16 protein-coding genes are annotated in these 13,767 nt (G+C 44.8%); 10 read left to right on the top strand and 6 right to left on the bottom strand.

Annotated elements, in window-relative coordinates:
- Nucleotides 1–7 precede the first annotated feature (7 nt).
- Together L1D37_RS12610 and L1D37_RS12615 are read left to right on the top strand one after the other, a co-directional pair.
- A complete protein-coding gene (locus tag L1D37_RS12610) occupies nt 8–1,156 on the top strand; it encodes a mannitol-1-phosphate 5-dehydrogenase (RefSeq protein WP_060469071.1) in 1,149 nt (382 codons plus the stop codon).
- 50 nt (nt 1,157–1,206) lie between these two features.
- Nucleotides 1,207–1,743 carry an MltR family transcriptional regulator gene (locus L1D37_RS12615; RefSeq protein WP_206598100.1) on the top strand — a complete coding sequence of 179 codons (537 nt, stop codon included), beginning with the start codon at nt 1,207–1,209 and terminating at the stop codon, nt 1,741–1,743.
- Between the two features lie 283 nt (nt 1,744–2,026).
- On the opposite strand, the gene nagB is transcribed toward L1D37_RS12615, so the two are convergent.
- Nucleotides 2,027–2,827: a glucosamine-6-phosphate deaminase gene (nagB, locus tag L1D37_RS12620; protein WP_017630335.1), complete on the bottom strand. Its 801-nt coding sequence runs from the start codon at nt 2,825–2,827 to the stop codon at nt 2,027–2,029.
- Between the two features lie 583 nt (nt 2,828–3,410).
- Entirely contained in the window at nt 3,411–3,764 is a 354-nt protein-coding gene (locus tag L1D37_RS12625; protein ID WP_010432477.1) for a DUF413 domain-containing protein, read from the bottom strand.
- A gap of 154 nt (nt 3,765–3,918) precedes the next feature.
- On the opposite strand from L1D37_RS12625, the gene L1D37_RS12630 reads away from it, so the two are divergent.
- A complete protein-coding gene (locus L1D37_RS12630; protein WP_017630336.1) occupies nt 3,919–4,809 on the top strand; it encodes a LysR family transcriptional regulator in 891 nt (296 codons plus the stop codon).
- A gap of 191 nt (nt 4,810–5,000) precedes the next feature.
- Here L1D37_RS12630 and L1D37_RS12635 read toward each other — a convergent pair whose 3' ends face one another.
- Entirely contained in the window at nt 5,001–5,204 is a 204-nt protein-coding gene (locus L1D37_RS12635) for a hypothetical protein (RefSeq protein WP_017630337.1), read from the bottom strand.
- Nucleotides 5,205–5,441: 237 nt separating this feature from the next.
- Here L1D37_RS12635 and L1D37_RS12640 point away from each other — a divergent pair, with 237 nt between their 5' ends.
- The 3 genes from L1D37_RS12640 to L1D37_RS12650 all read left to right on the top strand — a co-directional run bounded on the left by L1D37_RS12640 (nt 5,442) and on the right by L1D37_RS12650 (nt 7,922).
- Entirely contained in the window at nt 5,442–6,818 is a 1,377-nt protein-coding gene (locus L1D37_RS12640) for an AlkA N-terminal domain-containing protein (protein WP_239848103.1), read from the top strand.
- A gap of 19 nt (nt 6,819–6,837) precedes the next feature.
- Nucleotides 6,838–7,320 carry a methylated-DNA--[protein]-cysteine S-methyltransferase gene (locus L1D37_RS12645; RefSeq protein WP_239848104.1) on the top strand — a complete coding sequence of 161 codons (483 nt, stop codon included), beginning with the start codon at nt 6,838–6,840 and terminating at the stop codon, nt 7,318–7,320.
- A 215-nt stretch (nt 7,321–7,535) separates the two neighbouring features.
- Nucleotides 7,536–7,922, top strand: coding sequence for a hypothetical protein (locus tag L1D37_RS12650; RefSeq protein WP_239848105.1), 387 nt, complete (start codon nt 7,536–7,538; stop codon nt 7,920–7,922).
- Here the strand turns inward: L1D37_RS12650 and nhaD are convergent.
- Both nhaD and L1D37_RS12660 read right to left on the bottom strand, forming a co-directional pair.
- On the bottom strand, nt 7,919–9,358 hold the full coding sequence (nhaD, locus tag L1D37_RS12655; protein WP_210473463.1) for a sodium:proton antiporter NhaD: 1,440 nt from the start codon (nt 9,356–9,358) through the stop codon (nt 7,919–7,921). The two genes, L1D37_RS12650 and nhaD, sit on opposite strands and share 4 nt — an antisense overlap.
- Nucleotides 9,359–9,607: 249 nt before the next feature.
- On the bottom strand, nt 9,608–9,778 hold the full coding sequence (locus L1D37_RS12660) for a hypothetical protein (RefSeq protein ID WP_176679001.1): 171 nt from the start codon (nt 9,776–9,778) through the stop codon (nt 9,608–9,610).
- A gap of 533 nt (nt 9,779–10,311) precedes the next feature.
- Between L1D37_RS12660 and L1D37_RS12665 the strand changes: the two genes are divergently transcribed.
- The 4 genes from L1D37_RS12665 to L1D37_RS12680 all read left to right on the top strand — a co-directional run bounded on the left by L1D37_RS12665 (nt 10,312) and on the right by L1D37_RS12680 (nt 13,057).
- A complete protein-coding gene (locus tag L1D37_RS12665; RefSeq protein ID WP_048610036.1) occupies nt 10,312–11,049 on the top strand; it encodes a nucleoside recognition domain-containing protein in 738 nt (245 codons plus the stop codon).
- Nucleotides 11,049–11,516, top strand: coding sequence for a YjiG family protein (locus tag L1D37_RS12670; protein ID WP_004737023.1), 468 nt, complete (start codon nt 11,049–11,051; stop codon nt 11,514–11,516). Before L1D37_RS12665 ends, L1D37_RS12670 begins: the two co-directional genes overlap by 1 nt.
- Nucleotides 11,517–12,131: 615 nt before the next feature.
- Nucleotides 12,132–12,518 carry an MAPEG family protein gene (locus tag L1D37_RS12675; RefSeq protein ID WP_176679000.1) on the top strand — a complete coding sequence of 129 codons (387 nt, stop codon included), beginning with the start codon at nt 12,132–12,134 and terminating at the stop codon, nt 12,516–12,518.
- A gap of 8 nt (nt 12,519–12,526) precedes the next feature.
- Nucleotides 12,527–13,057, top strand: a complete 531-nt coding sequence (locus L1D37_RS12680) for a DNA mismatch repair protein (RefSeq protein WP_176678999.1) — start codon at nt 12,527–12,529, stop codon at nt 13,055–13,057.
- 51 nt (nt 13,058–13,108) lie between these two features.
- On the opposite strand, the gene L1D37_RS12685 is transcribed toward L1D37_RS12680, so the two are convergent.
- Entirely contained in the window at nt 13,109–13,744 is a 636-nt protein-coding gene (locus L1D37_RS12685; RefSeq protein ID WP_239848106.1) for an START domain-containing protein, read from the bottom strand.
- Nucleotides 13,745–13,767 lie beyond the last annotated feature (23 nt).

The following is a 13,767-nucleotide window of genomic DNA, read 5'->3' on the forward strand; positions in this document are numbered from 1 at the left end:
CAAAATTATGAAAGCGTTACATTTTGGTGCAGGTAATATCGGTCGTGGTTTCATTGGTAAGCTTCTTTCTGACGCTGGTATGAAGGTTACGTTTGCTGACGTAAATGAAACGGTTGTAAATGCGTTAATTGAACGCCAAGAATACCCAGTTAAGATTGTTGGCGAAGAGTGTGTTGTTGAAGTAGTTAAGAACGTGACAGCAGTAAACTCGGCAACAAGCGCAGTGGTAGATTGCATTGCTGAGTCTGACATTGTGACGACCGCTGTGGGTCCTACTGTTCTTAAAATCATCTCTAAGTCTATCGCTCAAGGCATTGAAAAGCGTGCAGCAGCAAACAACACTGCACCAATGAACATCATCGCGGCAGAGAACATGGTTCGCGGTACTAGCCAATTAAAAGCAGCGGTTCTAGAGCACCTTTCTGATGAAATGAAAGCCTTCACTGAACAGCACATTGGTTTTGTTGATTCAGCGGTTGACCGTATCGTTCCACCGGCAGAAGCAGGCGAAACAGACCCTCTAGCGGTAACGGTTGAAACGTTCAGCGAGTGGATCGTAGACCAAACACAATTTAAAGGTGAGATTCCAAACATCCCAGGTATGGAATGCACGGATAACCTAATGGCTTTCGTTGAGCGCAAACTGTTCACGCTAAACACAGGTCACTTGGTAACGGCATACCTTGGTGTGCTTGCGGGTCACGAGACAATCAAAGATTCTATCGAAGACGACAAAATCCGCGCTGAAGTAACAGCAACGATGGAAGAGAGCGGTGCAGTTCTGATCAAGCGTTACGGCTTCGATCCTGAAGCGCACGCGGCATACATCCAGAAAATTCTTGGTCGTTTTGCGAACCCGTTCCTACGTGATGAAGTGGACCGTGTTGGCCGTCAGCCTATTCGTAAGCTGAGCCCACAAGATCGTCTAGTCAAGCCATTGAACGGTACGCTAGAATACGGCCTTCCTAATGCACACCTAGTAAAAGCGATCGCAGCTGCGTTCCATTACAAGAATGAAGATGACCCACAAGCGGTTGAACTTCAGGCAATGTTCGCAGAAAAAGGTTTTGCTGAGACATTAGCGCATTATTCTGAGCTGAATAGTGACTCAGAAGTTGTTAAACTAGCGGAACAAGCTTATCTAGCATTGAAATGATAAATCATCAAAGTGCCACACCTGTGGCACTTTCTTATTACCGAGCCGTTATGCCAATACATCCTAGCCACGAAACTGAATTACTCGAAGCCCTATCAGAAGCTGAGAGCGCTGGCGCCTGCCTAATGGCAGCTTATGATGCATTGGATGACACGGTGGATGCGGTTTTAAAAAACATTTTCAAGAAAGACGACACGGCGATTAAATTCGTTGTCGAGCCACTACTCAACAGTGGTGGGCCTTTAGGCGAGATCATGGTTCGCGGTAAGCTTCTATTAGGGCTTGGTGTGATCAGCAAAGAGCTTTATGACGATTTAGAGGTTTTCGTAACCTTGAAAGAGTGGGCGAAAATACAAGGTGAAGACACCAGCTTCACGGAAGTTGACGTTATTTTTGAGCTTAACAAGGTACACGCTATTCAGCGTATTATGCCTATCGAATATGATGCAGAGATGGTGGAAACCATGTCTGGCCCTATGCTTCAAATGTTCTTGGGCAGACACCATCAGAAAGTGAAGTCGACGATCGTTTTGGCTATCACAGACATCATCAACACCTTATGCCGCGATAACGCTTTGAGTTCTTAGTTTTCGTTATTGAGCATTTTCTTTGCAATTCAGTTCTCTATAACTTGTTTTACTCATCCTAGAATTTACAGTTATTGCGATTTCTCTTGTTAGAGGAGTCGCTTTTTTGTATTCGCCTCAGTATTTATCTTTGCCTTTTCTCCAACCTACTTAGTTATCACTTCCTACACCTATTAACTCTATTCCTTGATCATCATCTTTTGGTTACTCGGTTTACGATCGTGAATTTCAGGTACAAAAAAAGCCACACACAGTGGCTTTTTTGATTCAACAAAACCTTAGATTATAGGTCTTGGATGTTTTCAGCTTCTAGCTCTTGGAAGTAGCGTAGAGTCTTAACTTTAAGCTCTTGTTGAGCTGGCTCATCAGCAACGATAATAGCTTTACGGTGCATCTGTAGAGCTGTAACAGTCCACATGTGGTTTACAGAACCTTCGATAGCCATTTGAAGCGCTTGCGCTTTGTTGTGGCCTAGAGAAAGGATCATTACTTCTTCAGCGTCTAGAAGAGTAGCAACACCGATAGTTAGTGCGTATTTAGGAACTTGGTTGATGTCGCCATCGAAGAAACGAGAGTTCGCGATACGAGTGTCTTCAGTCAACGTTTTGATACGAGTGCGTGAAGATAGAGAAGAACCTGGTTCGTTGAATGCGATGTGACCGTCGATGCCTACGCCGCCCATGAATAGGTTGATTTTTCCGTAAGAACGGATTTTCTCTTCGTATGCTGCACAGTGAGCATCGATGTCTTCAGCTTGACCGTCTAGCAGGTTGATGTTTTCTGCTTGGATATCAACGTGGTTGAAGAAGTTCTCGTGCATGAATGTGCGGTAAGACTCTGGGTGGTTCGGGTCGATACCAACGTACTCATCCATGTTGAATGTTACAACGTGCTTGAAGCTAACTTCGCCAGCTTTGTAAAGTTCAATTAGCTCAGCGTAAGTAGTTAGAGGTGTGCTACCAGTAGGAAGACCTAGTACAAATGGGCGCTCAGCAGTTGGAGCGAACTTGTTGATAGAATCTGCGATGTGACGAGCAGCCCATTTACCTACTTTAGCTTTGTTGCTTAATGGAATAAGTCTCATTGATTTTGCCCCTAGAAATTAAATTTTATAGTGTTCTGAAACATTAATTCGCATTATAAAATAAGTTATCGAGTTCCGCTATTGTTTTAGGTCAAGTTTTTGCTTTTTTCGTCGTATCTGTGACTAGAACTCTCAAAATTGCACAATAATTGTATGGATATTTGGTAGCGTTAAACAAGATTAATACGCTTGTCATATACAGGAATGTTGATTTGATTCAGTGCCTGAAAGGGTCTGTGCGTTTCTGTAGATTGACAAGCTTTGGCGCATTAAAGAGCTTCAGCGTGCTCACGGGCTTTGAGAGTATAGTTGAGGCGTGAAAAATAATGATGGCAATGTGCCGCTATCGTGATAAAAGGAAGTTGTTAAACGAGGTTAGAAGAATTTAGCTGGGTTAGATACCCACTTGAATGGCTAGGGATAGATGTTGATTCACGCTATCGCTATGAATTATCTATAAATATTGGTAAAACCGAACAGGTTAGCTAAACTTACCTATTACGAAGAAAAAGCGAGCTTGAAGTGTAAACCTTGAAGGCAAAAAAAAGCCCAAAGTGATGAGGTATCACCTTGAGCGATTTTACTAATCTTCTAACACTAACTCACTTTCGTATTCTTCCCTAGGCACTTCGCCGCGTTTGCAGCCGTTTAGGGTATGAAAGCGACGGCGTCCACGAGCCAGTTGAATGTACTTCAACCAAACACGCTCTAACTTGGACTTTGCCTTGTGAGGGTGAGATAACACTTTGATGAAGTGCTTTTCTTCTGCATTGGTTGGTGTTAATTCACCAGTCTCAAGTGCAAGCATAGTGTCACCAAACAAGGTTAGGATTTCCTCTTCTGACAGAGTAAAATCACCCGACTTAGCGAACCCTCGTGGGAATTTAATTGTGTCATAAAAACGTTTTTTTCCGTGACGGAATTCGGTCTCAGACATATCAGCCTCAGTAATGTGGTTAGATAGAAATTAGTGTTTATTGCTCACGCGAAAATATTGTTAAAAGGCTAAAATAGGAAACAAAACGTTTTTGCCTTTACGATAAACAATCCTAGATCGGCTAGTTAGCAGATTTATTACAGAGATGTATTTGATGGATGTGAAAGTATTTAGAACCTTTCTTGAGGTTGCAAGGGTGCGCCATTTTGGGCGTGCAGCTGAAAACTTGTATTTAACGCAAGCGGCGGTGAGTGCGCGAATCAAACAGCTTGAAGGCTATTTTGATACTCAACTCTTCATTCGTGACCGCAATAACATCAAGCTCACATCTTCTGGTGAGCGTTTGATTGGTTATGCTGAAGTGATGGTGTCCACCTTACAACAAGCCAAATTTGAGCTGTCGTTAGAGAGTGGAAAAGCCTTACAGTTAACACTCGGCGGCACACCTAATATTTGGGATGCGTATTTGCAAAACTGTTTGAGCGTAGTTACCGACTCTTTTGGTGGTTACGGCTTCATGGCAGAGGTGATGGGGCGTGAGCAACTGAATCGTAATTTGCTAGAGCGAACCTTAGACATGGCTTTCGCTTTCGATCAGATCAAAGCAGAAGAGCTGAACTGTAAAAAAGTCGCTGATCTGGTGTTGGTGTTGGTATCAACTCAGCAAGATGACTTGGAATCTGTGTTCCAACATAAATACGTTTATGTTGATTGGGGTACGCGCTTTGGTTCTGAACATGCAGAACGTCACCCTAAAGTACCAGCGCCATACCTACGTACTTCAACCGCTCGTATTGCCCTCGATTTCATTTTAGAGAAAGGTGGCAGTGCGTATTTGCCAGTCTCTCTAGTCGAACCTTTTATCGATTCGGGCCAGCTACATAAGGTGAAAGGGGTGGAAGACTGGTATCGCCCAATTTACCTAAGCTACCGAAAAAGCAGTACCTCGGTGGATGCGATCATGCAGGTTGAGAAATTGGTTAACGAGATTGACCCATCGACCGCTTATACGTTGCAACAAGCCGCTGAGCAGACGCCAGAGTAATAGCACGCGCAGCCAGCAATATGCATGCTCTGTTGACTAGATAAAAAAATGGCACCTAACTAGTTAGGTGCCATTTTTGTTTTAAACCAGAGATGTACTTCTTTTCTGAATTAGAGATCGTTTCTAATTCCAATAAAATCGTTTAAGCCTGGTATACCTAGCCCTATTTAAAGGCTCTATAGTGTTAACACTTATAGGTTCATTAGATTCTCAATAGACTCTTCGAGAGAGTGTGACATGTACGAATGGATTGTGTGGCCATCCGTTGCGTCAATCTCAATTTTAGAAATCCCGTTATCTGCTTTGCCTTCAAGAAAGCTTAGAGACTGTTCGACTGATTGACTGGTGAGAACCTGTTGGTTTGATAAAACAATACGACACGTGTGAAGAACCATAGCCTTTTCCTTTTTATATTCGATAGGTCTCTGCATCTTTGGCGTGCTAAGTACCTATCGTTGACGTTGTGAGAAGAATGCCTTCTCTAGGTTAAATTTAGTCGAATTGAATAAAATTAAAACCCTTTTTTGTGATTTATATAACCTTCGCTTCCGAAAGTGGCTAGCGACTCTGGTCGTTCACGGTAAACTTTTAGTTATCGGAGCCAAAATTATGGCAAATGGGAAGAACACATCATGTCGAAAAATATCCATCACAACAGTACCTTAACGAGTGAGCAGTGCCATTTAGCTCGATATGCGCGAGATGCTCGCTTTGATGGGATGTTTTTTACTGCGGTGAAAACGACCGGGATCTTCTGTCGTCCTATTTGCCCTGCGAGTCCACCAAAAGAAGAGAACGTTGAGTACTTTTCTCATCAAGCTCAGGCACTAAAGGCAGGTTATCGTCCTTGTTTGCGTTGTCGACCAGACAGTGCGCCTTTCTCTCCGGCATGGAAGGGCGTTGAAACTACTTTCTTGCGCGCCTTGCAGTTGATTGACAACGGCGCATTGAATACGGGCTCAATCGTCGATCTTGCGACCCGTTTAGGTATTTCCGACCGTTACTTACGCACCTTGTTCGACAATTACATCGGGGTGTCACCTAAGCAATATAGACTTTATAGCCAATTGATGTTTGCTAAGCAGTTGCTGCACACCAGTAGCATGAGCATTACCGATGTCGGCTTTGCGAGTGGTTTTAATAGCACGCGCCGCTTCAATGATGCCTTCCTAAAAGAGCTGAAGCTTTCGCCAAGTCAAATCCGACGCTCTAAGCCAAGTAACAACTTGAGTAATCACATTCAGCTTGGTTTTCATGGCCCGCTAGATTGGAAACACCTGTTGGCTTTCTACCGACGAAGAATGATTGAAGGCATAGAAGAGGTCGGTGAGCACTATTATCAGCGCTCGGTGAATGTGAACGGTTCGAAGGGCTGGTTCAAGGCCACTTTAGTTAAAGATAACCGCTTGGATATTGAGTTTGAGTTAGACGATATCAATCAACTAAGAAGCTTGATTGCGAATATTCGACGCATGTTTGACCTAGATGTCGACATTGCAAAGGTCGAAGCTTTCTTTACAACTATCGACCCTAATTTGGTAGCTAAAAGTGGCATTCGTATTCCTGGGGTGTGGAGTGCTTGGGAAGCCGGAGTAAGAGCGATTCTCGGGCAGCAAGTGTCGGTCACTGCGGCGATTGGTCAGCTTAACCTGTTGGTTAGAGAGCTTTCTGGTGAAGATGAGAAAACTTACTTTCCGACACCAAAGCAGATCGCTGAGGCAGATGTGAGCTTTTTAAGAATGCCGGGAAGTCGCAAGGAAACCCTAAAGCGTTTTGCCGAGTACATGGTCGACAACGGAGCCGAGCATCCTTCTAAGTGGATTGAACTAAAAGGCATTGGCCCTTGGACGATTCAATATGCGCTGCTTCGGGGCTTGAGCGAACCTAACCATTTGTTAGTCGGTGATTTGGTTGTGAAGAAATTCATCGAGCATCGTCCTGCTATTAATGCACAAAGCGTGTCGCCGTGGGGCAGTTACGCCACATTCCATTGTTGGAATCAATCTTAATCCTAAGCTAGGAGATATCATGGCAAATCGTTTTACTTATTATGAGAGCCCATTAGGCATCATTACTTTGCAAGCTAATGAGCAAGGCTTGCTTGGCGCTTGGTTTGAAATCCATACCACGAAGCCAGATCAGTTGGGCGATCAAGACGATAACTTTCCGATCTTTGAATTGGTCACTGAACAACTCAATCGTTATTTTGCTGGTGAGGCCATTCAGTTTGATGTACCGATCGCCGCCAAGGGAACGCCGTTTCAACAGTCGGTTTGGCAAGCTCTCACTACAATCCCTTATGGAGAAACATGGAGCTACGCTCAATTGGCTGAAGCGATTGGTAACCCGAAAGCGGTGCGTGCAGTGGGCTTAGCCAATGGTAAAAATCCGGTATCAGTGATTGTGCCGTGTCACCGCGTTATTGGTAAAAATGGCAAACTAACAGGGTATGCGGGCGGTGTAGAGCGCAAACAGCGCTTGTTGGTTATTGAGGGAAGAGCAGAAGATTAAACCGTTATTCAAAGGGAATGACTGGTGACGTGAGTATCAATGGCTAGTGAACGCTGGGAGTTCTGTTGGTGTGACTTTGCGATAAAATCGTGACTTTGCAATAAAACAGTTACTTCGCAATAAAAATGCGACTTTGCAATAAAATCGTCACTTTGTGGAAAATACCTATTTGGTTGCATATCCTTTAACCATGTTCTCTAGGCAAGGATGCCCAAATGAATAGCCATCACTCTTTGATCATCGGCTGCAGTAGCGTGCTATTGCTGACGGGTTGTTTAACCGATACCAGTCGCCCCTTCGAAGTCCCACAGCTTGTCTTGTTTAAAGGCATGTACGAGAACGCGGATAATGACAGCTATCTGCTTTTTGAATCGGGACAAGTGACCTATCAAACCACGGATAACACGGTTACGCGCAGTTATAGCGTCGACGATGACTTGATCATCATTGAACTGAACTCAGGAAGTAGCAGAACGGATTCAGATTTGGTGATGCGAATTCAGCATCAAGGTGAAGTGCTTACATGCAATACGTGTCCAGCGATGCAATTGAGCAATGTCTGGACACGAGTTGAGAAGCCGAGCAAAGGTTCATCTAATTAGAAAAGAGCACCATTCAACCACAGGTGAGCGGCGATACTGACCGCGTAGCCAATCATGATCACTGGCATCCACTTCAAGTGACCAAAGAAGGTGTATTTACCATGCGCCGCGCCCATTAATGCCACGCCAGCCGCACTACCAATCGATAATAAGCTGCCGCCGACACCTGCCGTTAAGGTAATCAATAACCAGTTACCAATCGACATTTGTGGTTCCATGGATAGCACAGCAAACATCACCGGAATGTTATCGACAATTGCAGACAAGATCCCAACCATGATGTTGGCCCAAATTGGATCCCATTGGCTGTACATCACGCCAGAGGCCAGCTCTAAATACCCAAGCAAGCTCAAACCACCGACACACATGACCACTCCGTAGAAGAACAGCAATGTGTCCCACTCGGCATGTGAGACTCTGCGAAACACATCAAATGGCACCACCGAGCCGAGTCGCTTCAGGGCACCTTCATCGTTATTGGCAATCGCCACCGCTTTCTTCTTCGCTAAAGAATTCGGCAGAGTTTTACGCAAGAAATAGCCAAAGAATTGCAGATAGGCGAGGCCCATCATCATGCCCATGACTGGAGGGAAATGGAGTACAGCATGGAAAGCAACCGCGGTCGCAATCGTCATGATGAAGAAGAACACGATACGTCTTGCGCCACGCTTGAGTTCCACATGTTGATGCACGGTGTCGGGCTGAGTTGTGGGAACAAAATACGACATGATTAAGGCTGGTACCAAATAGTTCATCACCGAAGGAATGAACAACGGAAGAAACTCAGTAAAGCTCACGTAACCTGCCTGCCACACCATGAGCGTTGTGATGTCGCCGAATGGGCTGAATGCCCCGCCAGCGTTGGCGGCAATCACGATATTTACACAGGCAAGGTTGACGAATTTAGGGTTGGAACCCGCGACCTTGAGAACCACAGCGCACATCAAAAGAGCCGTGGTGAGGTTGTCTGCAATAGGGGAGATAAAGAACGCCAAAATACCGGTTAACCAGAACAGTGAACGGAAGTTAAAGCCTTTGCCGACCATCCACGCTTGCAGGGCATCGAACAATCTTCTCTCTTCCATGGCACTGATGTAGGTCATGGCCACGAGTAGGAAAAGTAGCAGTTCGGCGTATTCCAATAGGTTGTGTTCGAGGGCTTGCTTAGCCACTTCAACAAGGTTGTGTTCTTGGTAGGTGAAACCAATGATGATCCAGATGAGACCTGCAGCGAGCAGCACAGGCTTGGACTTTCGGAGCTTAAGGTATTCTTCCATCATCACGACGATGTAGGCAATGACGAAAATGGTCAGTGATAGATAGCCAGCAAAGGAGCTGGTGAGCTTGAGAGGTTCTCCTAACTGCGATGTGGCAGCGCCGGCTACTGTAGAAAAGAAAAACAAAGAGAGAACAGCAGAAAGCTGGATACCTAACATGGATTACGCTCCGAAGTTAATAAGTCATTAACACGGGTAAAAGCGTAGACCTAAATAACCATGTGGGGTGTGATAGATATCTTAATAATTCAACAGATTATGGTGGAGAAAGTAGATTAATTGGGAAACCGTAGATCGGGTCGAAAAGCACAGAACGGAGTGAAAATTGTCGATCAGAGGAAAATAGAGGCTAGGTGAAAAAGCCCTACCGAACTCGGCGCCGATAGAGCTTATTCGACATTGCCAATATTATGCAGCATCGAGCTCAAACGTCATTGTTTGCTCTGCAGCACATACTTCAACAGGCCAGCCGTAGGATTGGTATTCCAACGCAAGTTTGTCCGCTACTACGCGAGATACCGTTGCAGTGATCCACATGCCTTTGCCCATTACTTGATATTTAAGTGTTCTCATTTCCATAGTAGTCACCGTTCTCCTTCTATATTGGCAGCGCGAAGTCTATAGCACCTCTAATGGCTGGAATTTCGAATCAAGCTCAAATCCTTTATAAAATGGCTCATCGCTTTAGCTCGGCTCAAAACTCAATTAACGAGAGGCAAACGGTTGCATTTTGGAAGCGAAATCACGCTTTAAGTATTTGTATTATAATAAAAATATATTTCATTGCTGAAATCTATGTAAGAGATCTCTCACATAATTATCAGAGATCGGACTGTGGATAGGTTTTTCTCTTGAAGCCTGATTTGTGTGTCGATTCTGTGTGTTTTCGGTTGCGCTGTTGAAGCGGATTATGATTAGTTTTGTATTTGAAATATGAGGATTTTGTCAGTATGTATTTCTATATCTAAACCATAATCACAGTTTTATATGTTGTTGATGTTCTTTCATTCAAACTTATACGCTATTTGATTTTGGTCATTAACCTTTTGCTCATTAGTTTGCACTATCTATACGTGTTCTGTTCCACATAAACGAGATGTATAGAGGTCCTTATGACTAATCCAACCAAAACCGATCGTAAAGTCACGATTGGCAGTTACATCGCACTCGCCTTTGCGATTGTGTTCTTCTCCGGCTTAATGCAGTCGAATGAATGGTATGGCGTGTTCGATTTTACAACGCTCAACGGTTCATTCGGCAAGGTCGCTTACGATGTGAGTGAAACGGCCGATGGCATCCAAGCGGCGACCACCTCTTTGCGTGGTAAAGGCGGTAGCGGTGCTCGCGACGGTTTCATTTTTGCTTTGACACTTATTCCGACCGTGATGTTTGCACTGGGTATGATCAACGTACTTGAGCACTATGGTGCGCTGGATGCGGCTCGCAAACTGCTTACTCCTCTACTTCGCCCTCTGATGGGTATTCCGGGTAACTCTGGCTTGGCTTTGATTGCTTCTCTGCAAAGTACCGATGCGGGTGCAGCGATGACGCGTCAGCTAAAAGACGAAGGGCATCTAACGAAGCGTGAAACCGATGTCTTTACTATGTTCCAGTTCACGGCGGGTGCCGCGATCGTTAACTTCTTCTCGTCGGGTGCCGTGTTGTTCACTCTAACTGCGATGGATGGCTCTTTGGCGGTAACCTCGTCAATTGGTCTTGCTGTAGCGGTGATGTTCATCTTCAAGTTTGTCGGTGCAAACCTATTCCGCATTTACCTCAACATTACTGAAGGCAAAGAAGACAAACCAAAATCAGACAAAGAGCAAAAACTGGAAGAGGAAGTAGCATAATGAGCGAAGTTAAAGCAAAGAAACCTATGGTTACTGATATTTTCGTTGAAGGTGCTAAGAAAGGCTGGGTTATTGCGACCACCTCGACCGTGCCAAATGTTCTGATGGCGTTTGTGATTATCAAGGCATTGCAGATTACGGGTGCGTTGGATCTGATGGGCAGCGTGTTTGCTCCAATCATGGCGGTGTTTGGTTTACCAGGTGAAGCGGCAGCGGTATTGATTGGTGCGTGGATGTCGATGGGTGGTGCAGTGGGTGTGGTTATCACGTTGTTTGACCAAGGCATCTTGAATGGCAACCACATAGCTATTTTGGCACCAGCTATCTACCTGATGGGTTCTCAGGTGCAATACATGGGCCGTATCATGGGGCCAATCGGAACTGAAGGTCGTTACATCCCAGTGATGATAGCGATTTCGGTACTGAACGCATTTGGCGCAATGTTCTTGATGAACATCATTCTGTAGCCTGACTTCTGAATCTTTATAAGCTTTAGAAAAAGGAAAACCCGTTTGGCTTTCACCAAACGGGTTCTGTTCTTTTTCGTAGCCATCCTGCTACTGACGTTGTTACTTATTTTTCAATAAGGTAACGCATGCTCCCTGCATCGTTCCTTGACGTGGCTAAATCCTTTAACCTATCCAATTCATCGCCGTCCTAGCGGTGTCCTTACTAACTCATCATCCTGACAAGTGACTCTATCCTAGAGCATAACTTCCTTGCTGATAACTCATCCTAAGTCATCAAATCTTCGTCCTGAAGATACCTAATCCGTTAGGCTTTTTCCTGTTCCTGCCAACTCCCTGTCGACATGTGTATTAAACCCTCTAAGGGCTTTGGTCGCAATTCACCTGGGTAAATAAATATCCTCGCTAACCAAAAGAAATATGCGTGGATTCATACAAAACAAGGGCTTGGGTTTGTATTTTAGGAATTTTCTGCGAAGCTTGATTGTGATCTCTTACGTTCGATGTGAGAGATCTCTTACAAGTGTTCGGGCGTGAATATCCTTCGATGTTGACCTCACCCGTCAATCGGCAGGTGAAACACACCCAACAAACTCCAAGTAATAGGAAAATATGATGGTAACAGCACTTTACGCAGCCTTGCTGACGGTCGTAATGATTTGGTTAGCGATTGAAGTTATTAAGCAGAGGCGAATCAATCTTGTTGCTCATGCCGATGGCGGTGTTGAGTCGTTGCAGATAGCACGCTCGGCACAAAGTAACGCAATGGATTACATCCCAATCACGGTTATCTTGATGGGATTGTTAGAAATGAATGGTGCCGATGTATGGCTTATTCATGTACTGGGTGTGGCGTTCATTCTAGGGCGAGTGATTCATGCAAAAGGCATTTTGGCAAAGAACTTCAAAGGTCGAAAAGTGGGCATGGTGTTAACGCTTATCTGCATGATCTCTTTGATTGTCCTAAACTTAGTTTATCTACCTTTTGATAAAATGTTCTAGGGAGCATTATGGCATTGCGCCTTCCTCCTGCTTGGGCGATTGTCCTCGCAGGTCTCATACTCAACGTCATGGCGATTGTCATGTCGAGCTTGGTGCTCGATAAAATTGAAGCTGAGAAAGCGGAATACAACGATCGCAAATATGGCAATGTGTATTCGATACAGTTGGCTTGGAACACGATCGAAACCCTAGAGCGCAAGCGTGAAGCGATTCTGATTCACCTTGATAAACTGTCAACAGAAGCGCCTCAGCCCGCCACTGTACTCAATGAAGCTCTACGTGGGCAGCTCAGACGTTGGGTAAGTGATGAGGTGCCGACGATCTCTTTGGATAACTTACCTAAGCTGATGACGCTGATAAACAGCGCCCAAGAATCGCAGCGAACTCGAATCGATGATTACTATTTGGATAACCTGACCTTGGTTGAGTTGATCCAGAGGCTCGATGAGAAAATGGCTTTCTACAAGAACATAGCCTTGTTTCTGCAGGTGTTTGGCTTGGCACTTATCTTAGCTCGAGACCTAGCAAGAAGACCTTAACAAGAAGAAGATTTTAATGATTTTCTCTTTCCTTTGTTGGTATCTGTATCGCTAGCGAGGCTCGCTTGGCAGGTTCGGGTGCTGTTGGCCTTGGTACTTTGGTAACTGTTCTTTCAGTCCCTTAAACGTGCTCAGCGCACTGCCTATCGATAACTTATTCATTAACCAATTTGGCAAGATGCCACCTGCGTTCGCATAAGCGGTATAGGTGATGTAACTGTTGCCATTAGTGAGCGGTTGCAGCGTCCAAAGTGCATCCACATCGTAGATTCGAATGTATCCCGACTCTTTCGCCAAATAGTTGGAGGCATCCTTAATTTCTAATACAAACTGCCCATCTTCAACGCGGTATTTGGAGTAGGTCACCATGTCTCTATCTCGGGCAGGCCATGGCGCTTTGAATTGGGTATAGACGATGTTTTCCGCATCAGATATCTGCATCAACACACGACTTTCCGACACATTATTTATCCAATTCGGTACGTTCTCACTGTCTTCCAATAATAGTAAAAAACCTGAGTAAGTGGTGGGCGTTTGCATTTGGGCTCGTATTTCTACCAAGCCTTCACTGTGTGGTCTTTTATGGATGACGATGCCGTCTTCACTTTTTACGAACTGCCACGGGGCAGCATAAATGCTCGTTGATAACGTGTAGAGTCCGAGTGCCAAAATCCTAGGTAATATCATTATTCTTCCATGAAAAGAAAAGC

It is taken from the genome of Vibrio sp. Isolate33 (assembly GCF_022397895.1).
Taxonomy (GTDB): Bacteria; Pseudomonadota; Gammaproteobacteria; order Enterobacterales; family Vibrionaceae; genus Vibrio; species Vibrio pomeroyi.

Excerpts from the sequence above, each read along its gene's own strand:
- L1D37_RS12610 (WP_060469071.1), top strand. The coding sequence starts at position 8 with ATGAAAGCGTTACATTTTGGTGCAGGTAATATCGGTCGTGGTTTCATT.
- L1D37_RS12615 (WP_206598100.1), top strand. The coding sequence starts at position 1,207 with ATGCCAATACATCCTAGCCACGAAACTGAATTACTCGAAGCCCTATCA.
- nagB (WP_017630335.1), bottom strand. The coding sequence starts at position 2,827 with ATGAGACTTATTCCATTAAGCAACAAAGCTAAAGTAGGTAAATGGGCT.
- L1D37_RS12625 (WP_010432477.1), bottom strand. The coding sequence starts at position 3,764 with ATGTCTGAGACCGAATTCCGTCACGGAAAAAAACGTTTTTATGACACA.
- L1D37_RS12630 (WP_017630336.1), top strand. The coding sequence starts at position 3,919 with ATGGATGTGAAAGTATTTAGAACCTTTCTTGAGGTTGCAAGGGTGCGC.
- L1D37_RS12635 (WP_017630337.1), bottom strand. The coding sequence starts at position 5,204 with ATGGTTCTTCACACGTGTCGTATTGTTTTATCAAACCAACAGGTTCTC.
- L1D37_RS12640 (WP_239848103.1), top strand. The coding sequence starts at position 5,442 with ATGTCGAAAAATATCCATCACAACAGTACCTTAACGAGTGAGCAGTGC.
- L1D37_RS12645 (WP_239848104.1), top strand. The coding sequence starts at position 6,838 with ATGGCAAATCGTTTTACTTATTATGAGAGCCCATTAGGCATCATTACT.
- L1D37_RS12650 (WP_239848105.1), top strand. The coding sequence starts at position 7,536 with ATGAATAGCCATCACTCTTTGATCATCGGCTGCAGTAGCGTGCTATTG.
- nhaD (WP_210473463.1), bottom strand. The coding sequence starts at position 9,358 with ATGTTAGGTATCCAGCTTTCTGCTGTTCTCTCTTTGTTTTTCTTTTCT.
- L1D37_RS12660 (WP_176679001.1), bottom strand. The coding sequence starts at position 9,778 with ATGGAAATGAGAACACTTAAATATCAAGTAATGGGCAAAGGCATGTGG.
- L1D37_RS12665 (WP_048610036.1), top strand. The coding sequence starts at position 10,312 with ATGACTAATCCAACCAAAACCGATCGTAAAGTCACGATTGGCAGTTAC.
- L1D37_RS12670 (WP_004737023.1), top strand. The coding sequence starts at position 11,049 with ATGAGCGAAGTTAAAGCAAAGAAACCTATGGTTACTGATATTTTCGTT.
- L1D37_RS12675 (WP_176679000.1), top strand. The coding sequence starts at position 12,132 with ATGGTAACAGCACTTTACGCAGCCTTGCTGACGGTCGTAATGATTTGG.
- L1D37_RS12680 (WP_176678999.1), top strand. The coding sequence starts at position 12,527 with ATGGCATTGCGCCTTCCTCCTGCTTGGGCGATTGTCCTCGCAGGTCTC.
- L1D37_RS12685 (WP_239848106.1), bottom strand. The coding sequence starts at position 13,744 with ATGATATTACCTAGGATTTTGGCACTCGGACTCTACACGTTATCAACG.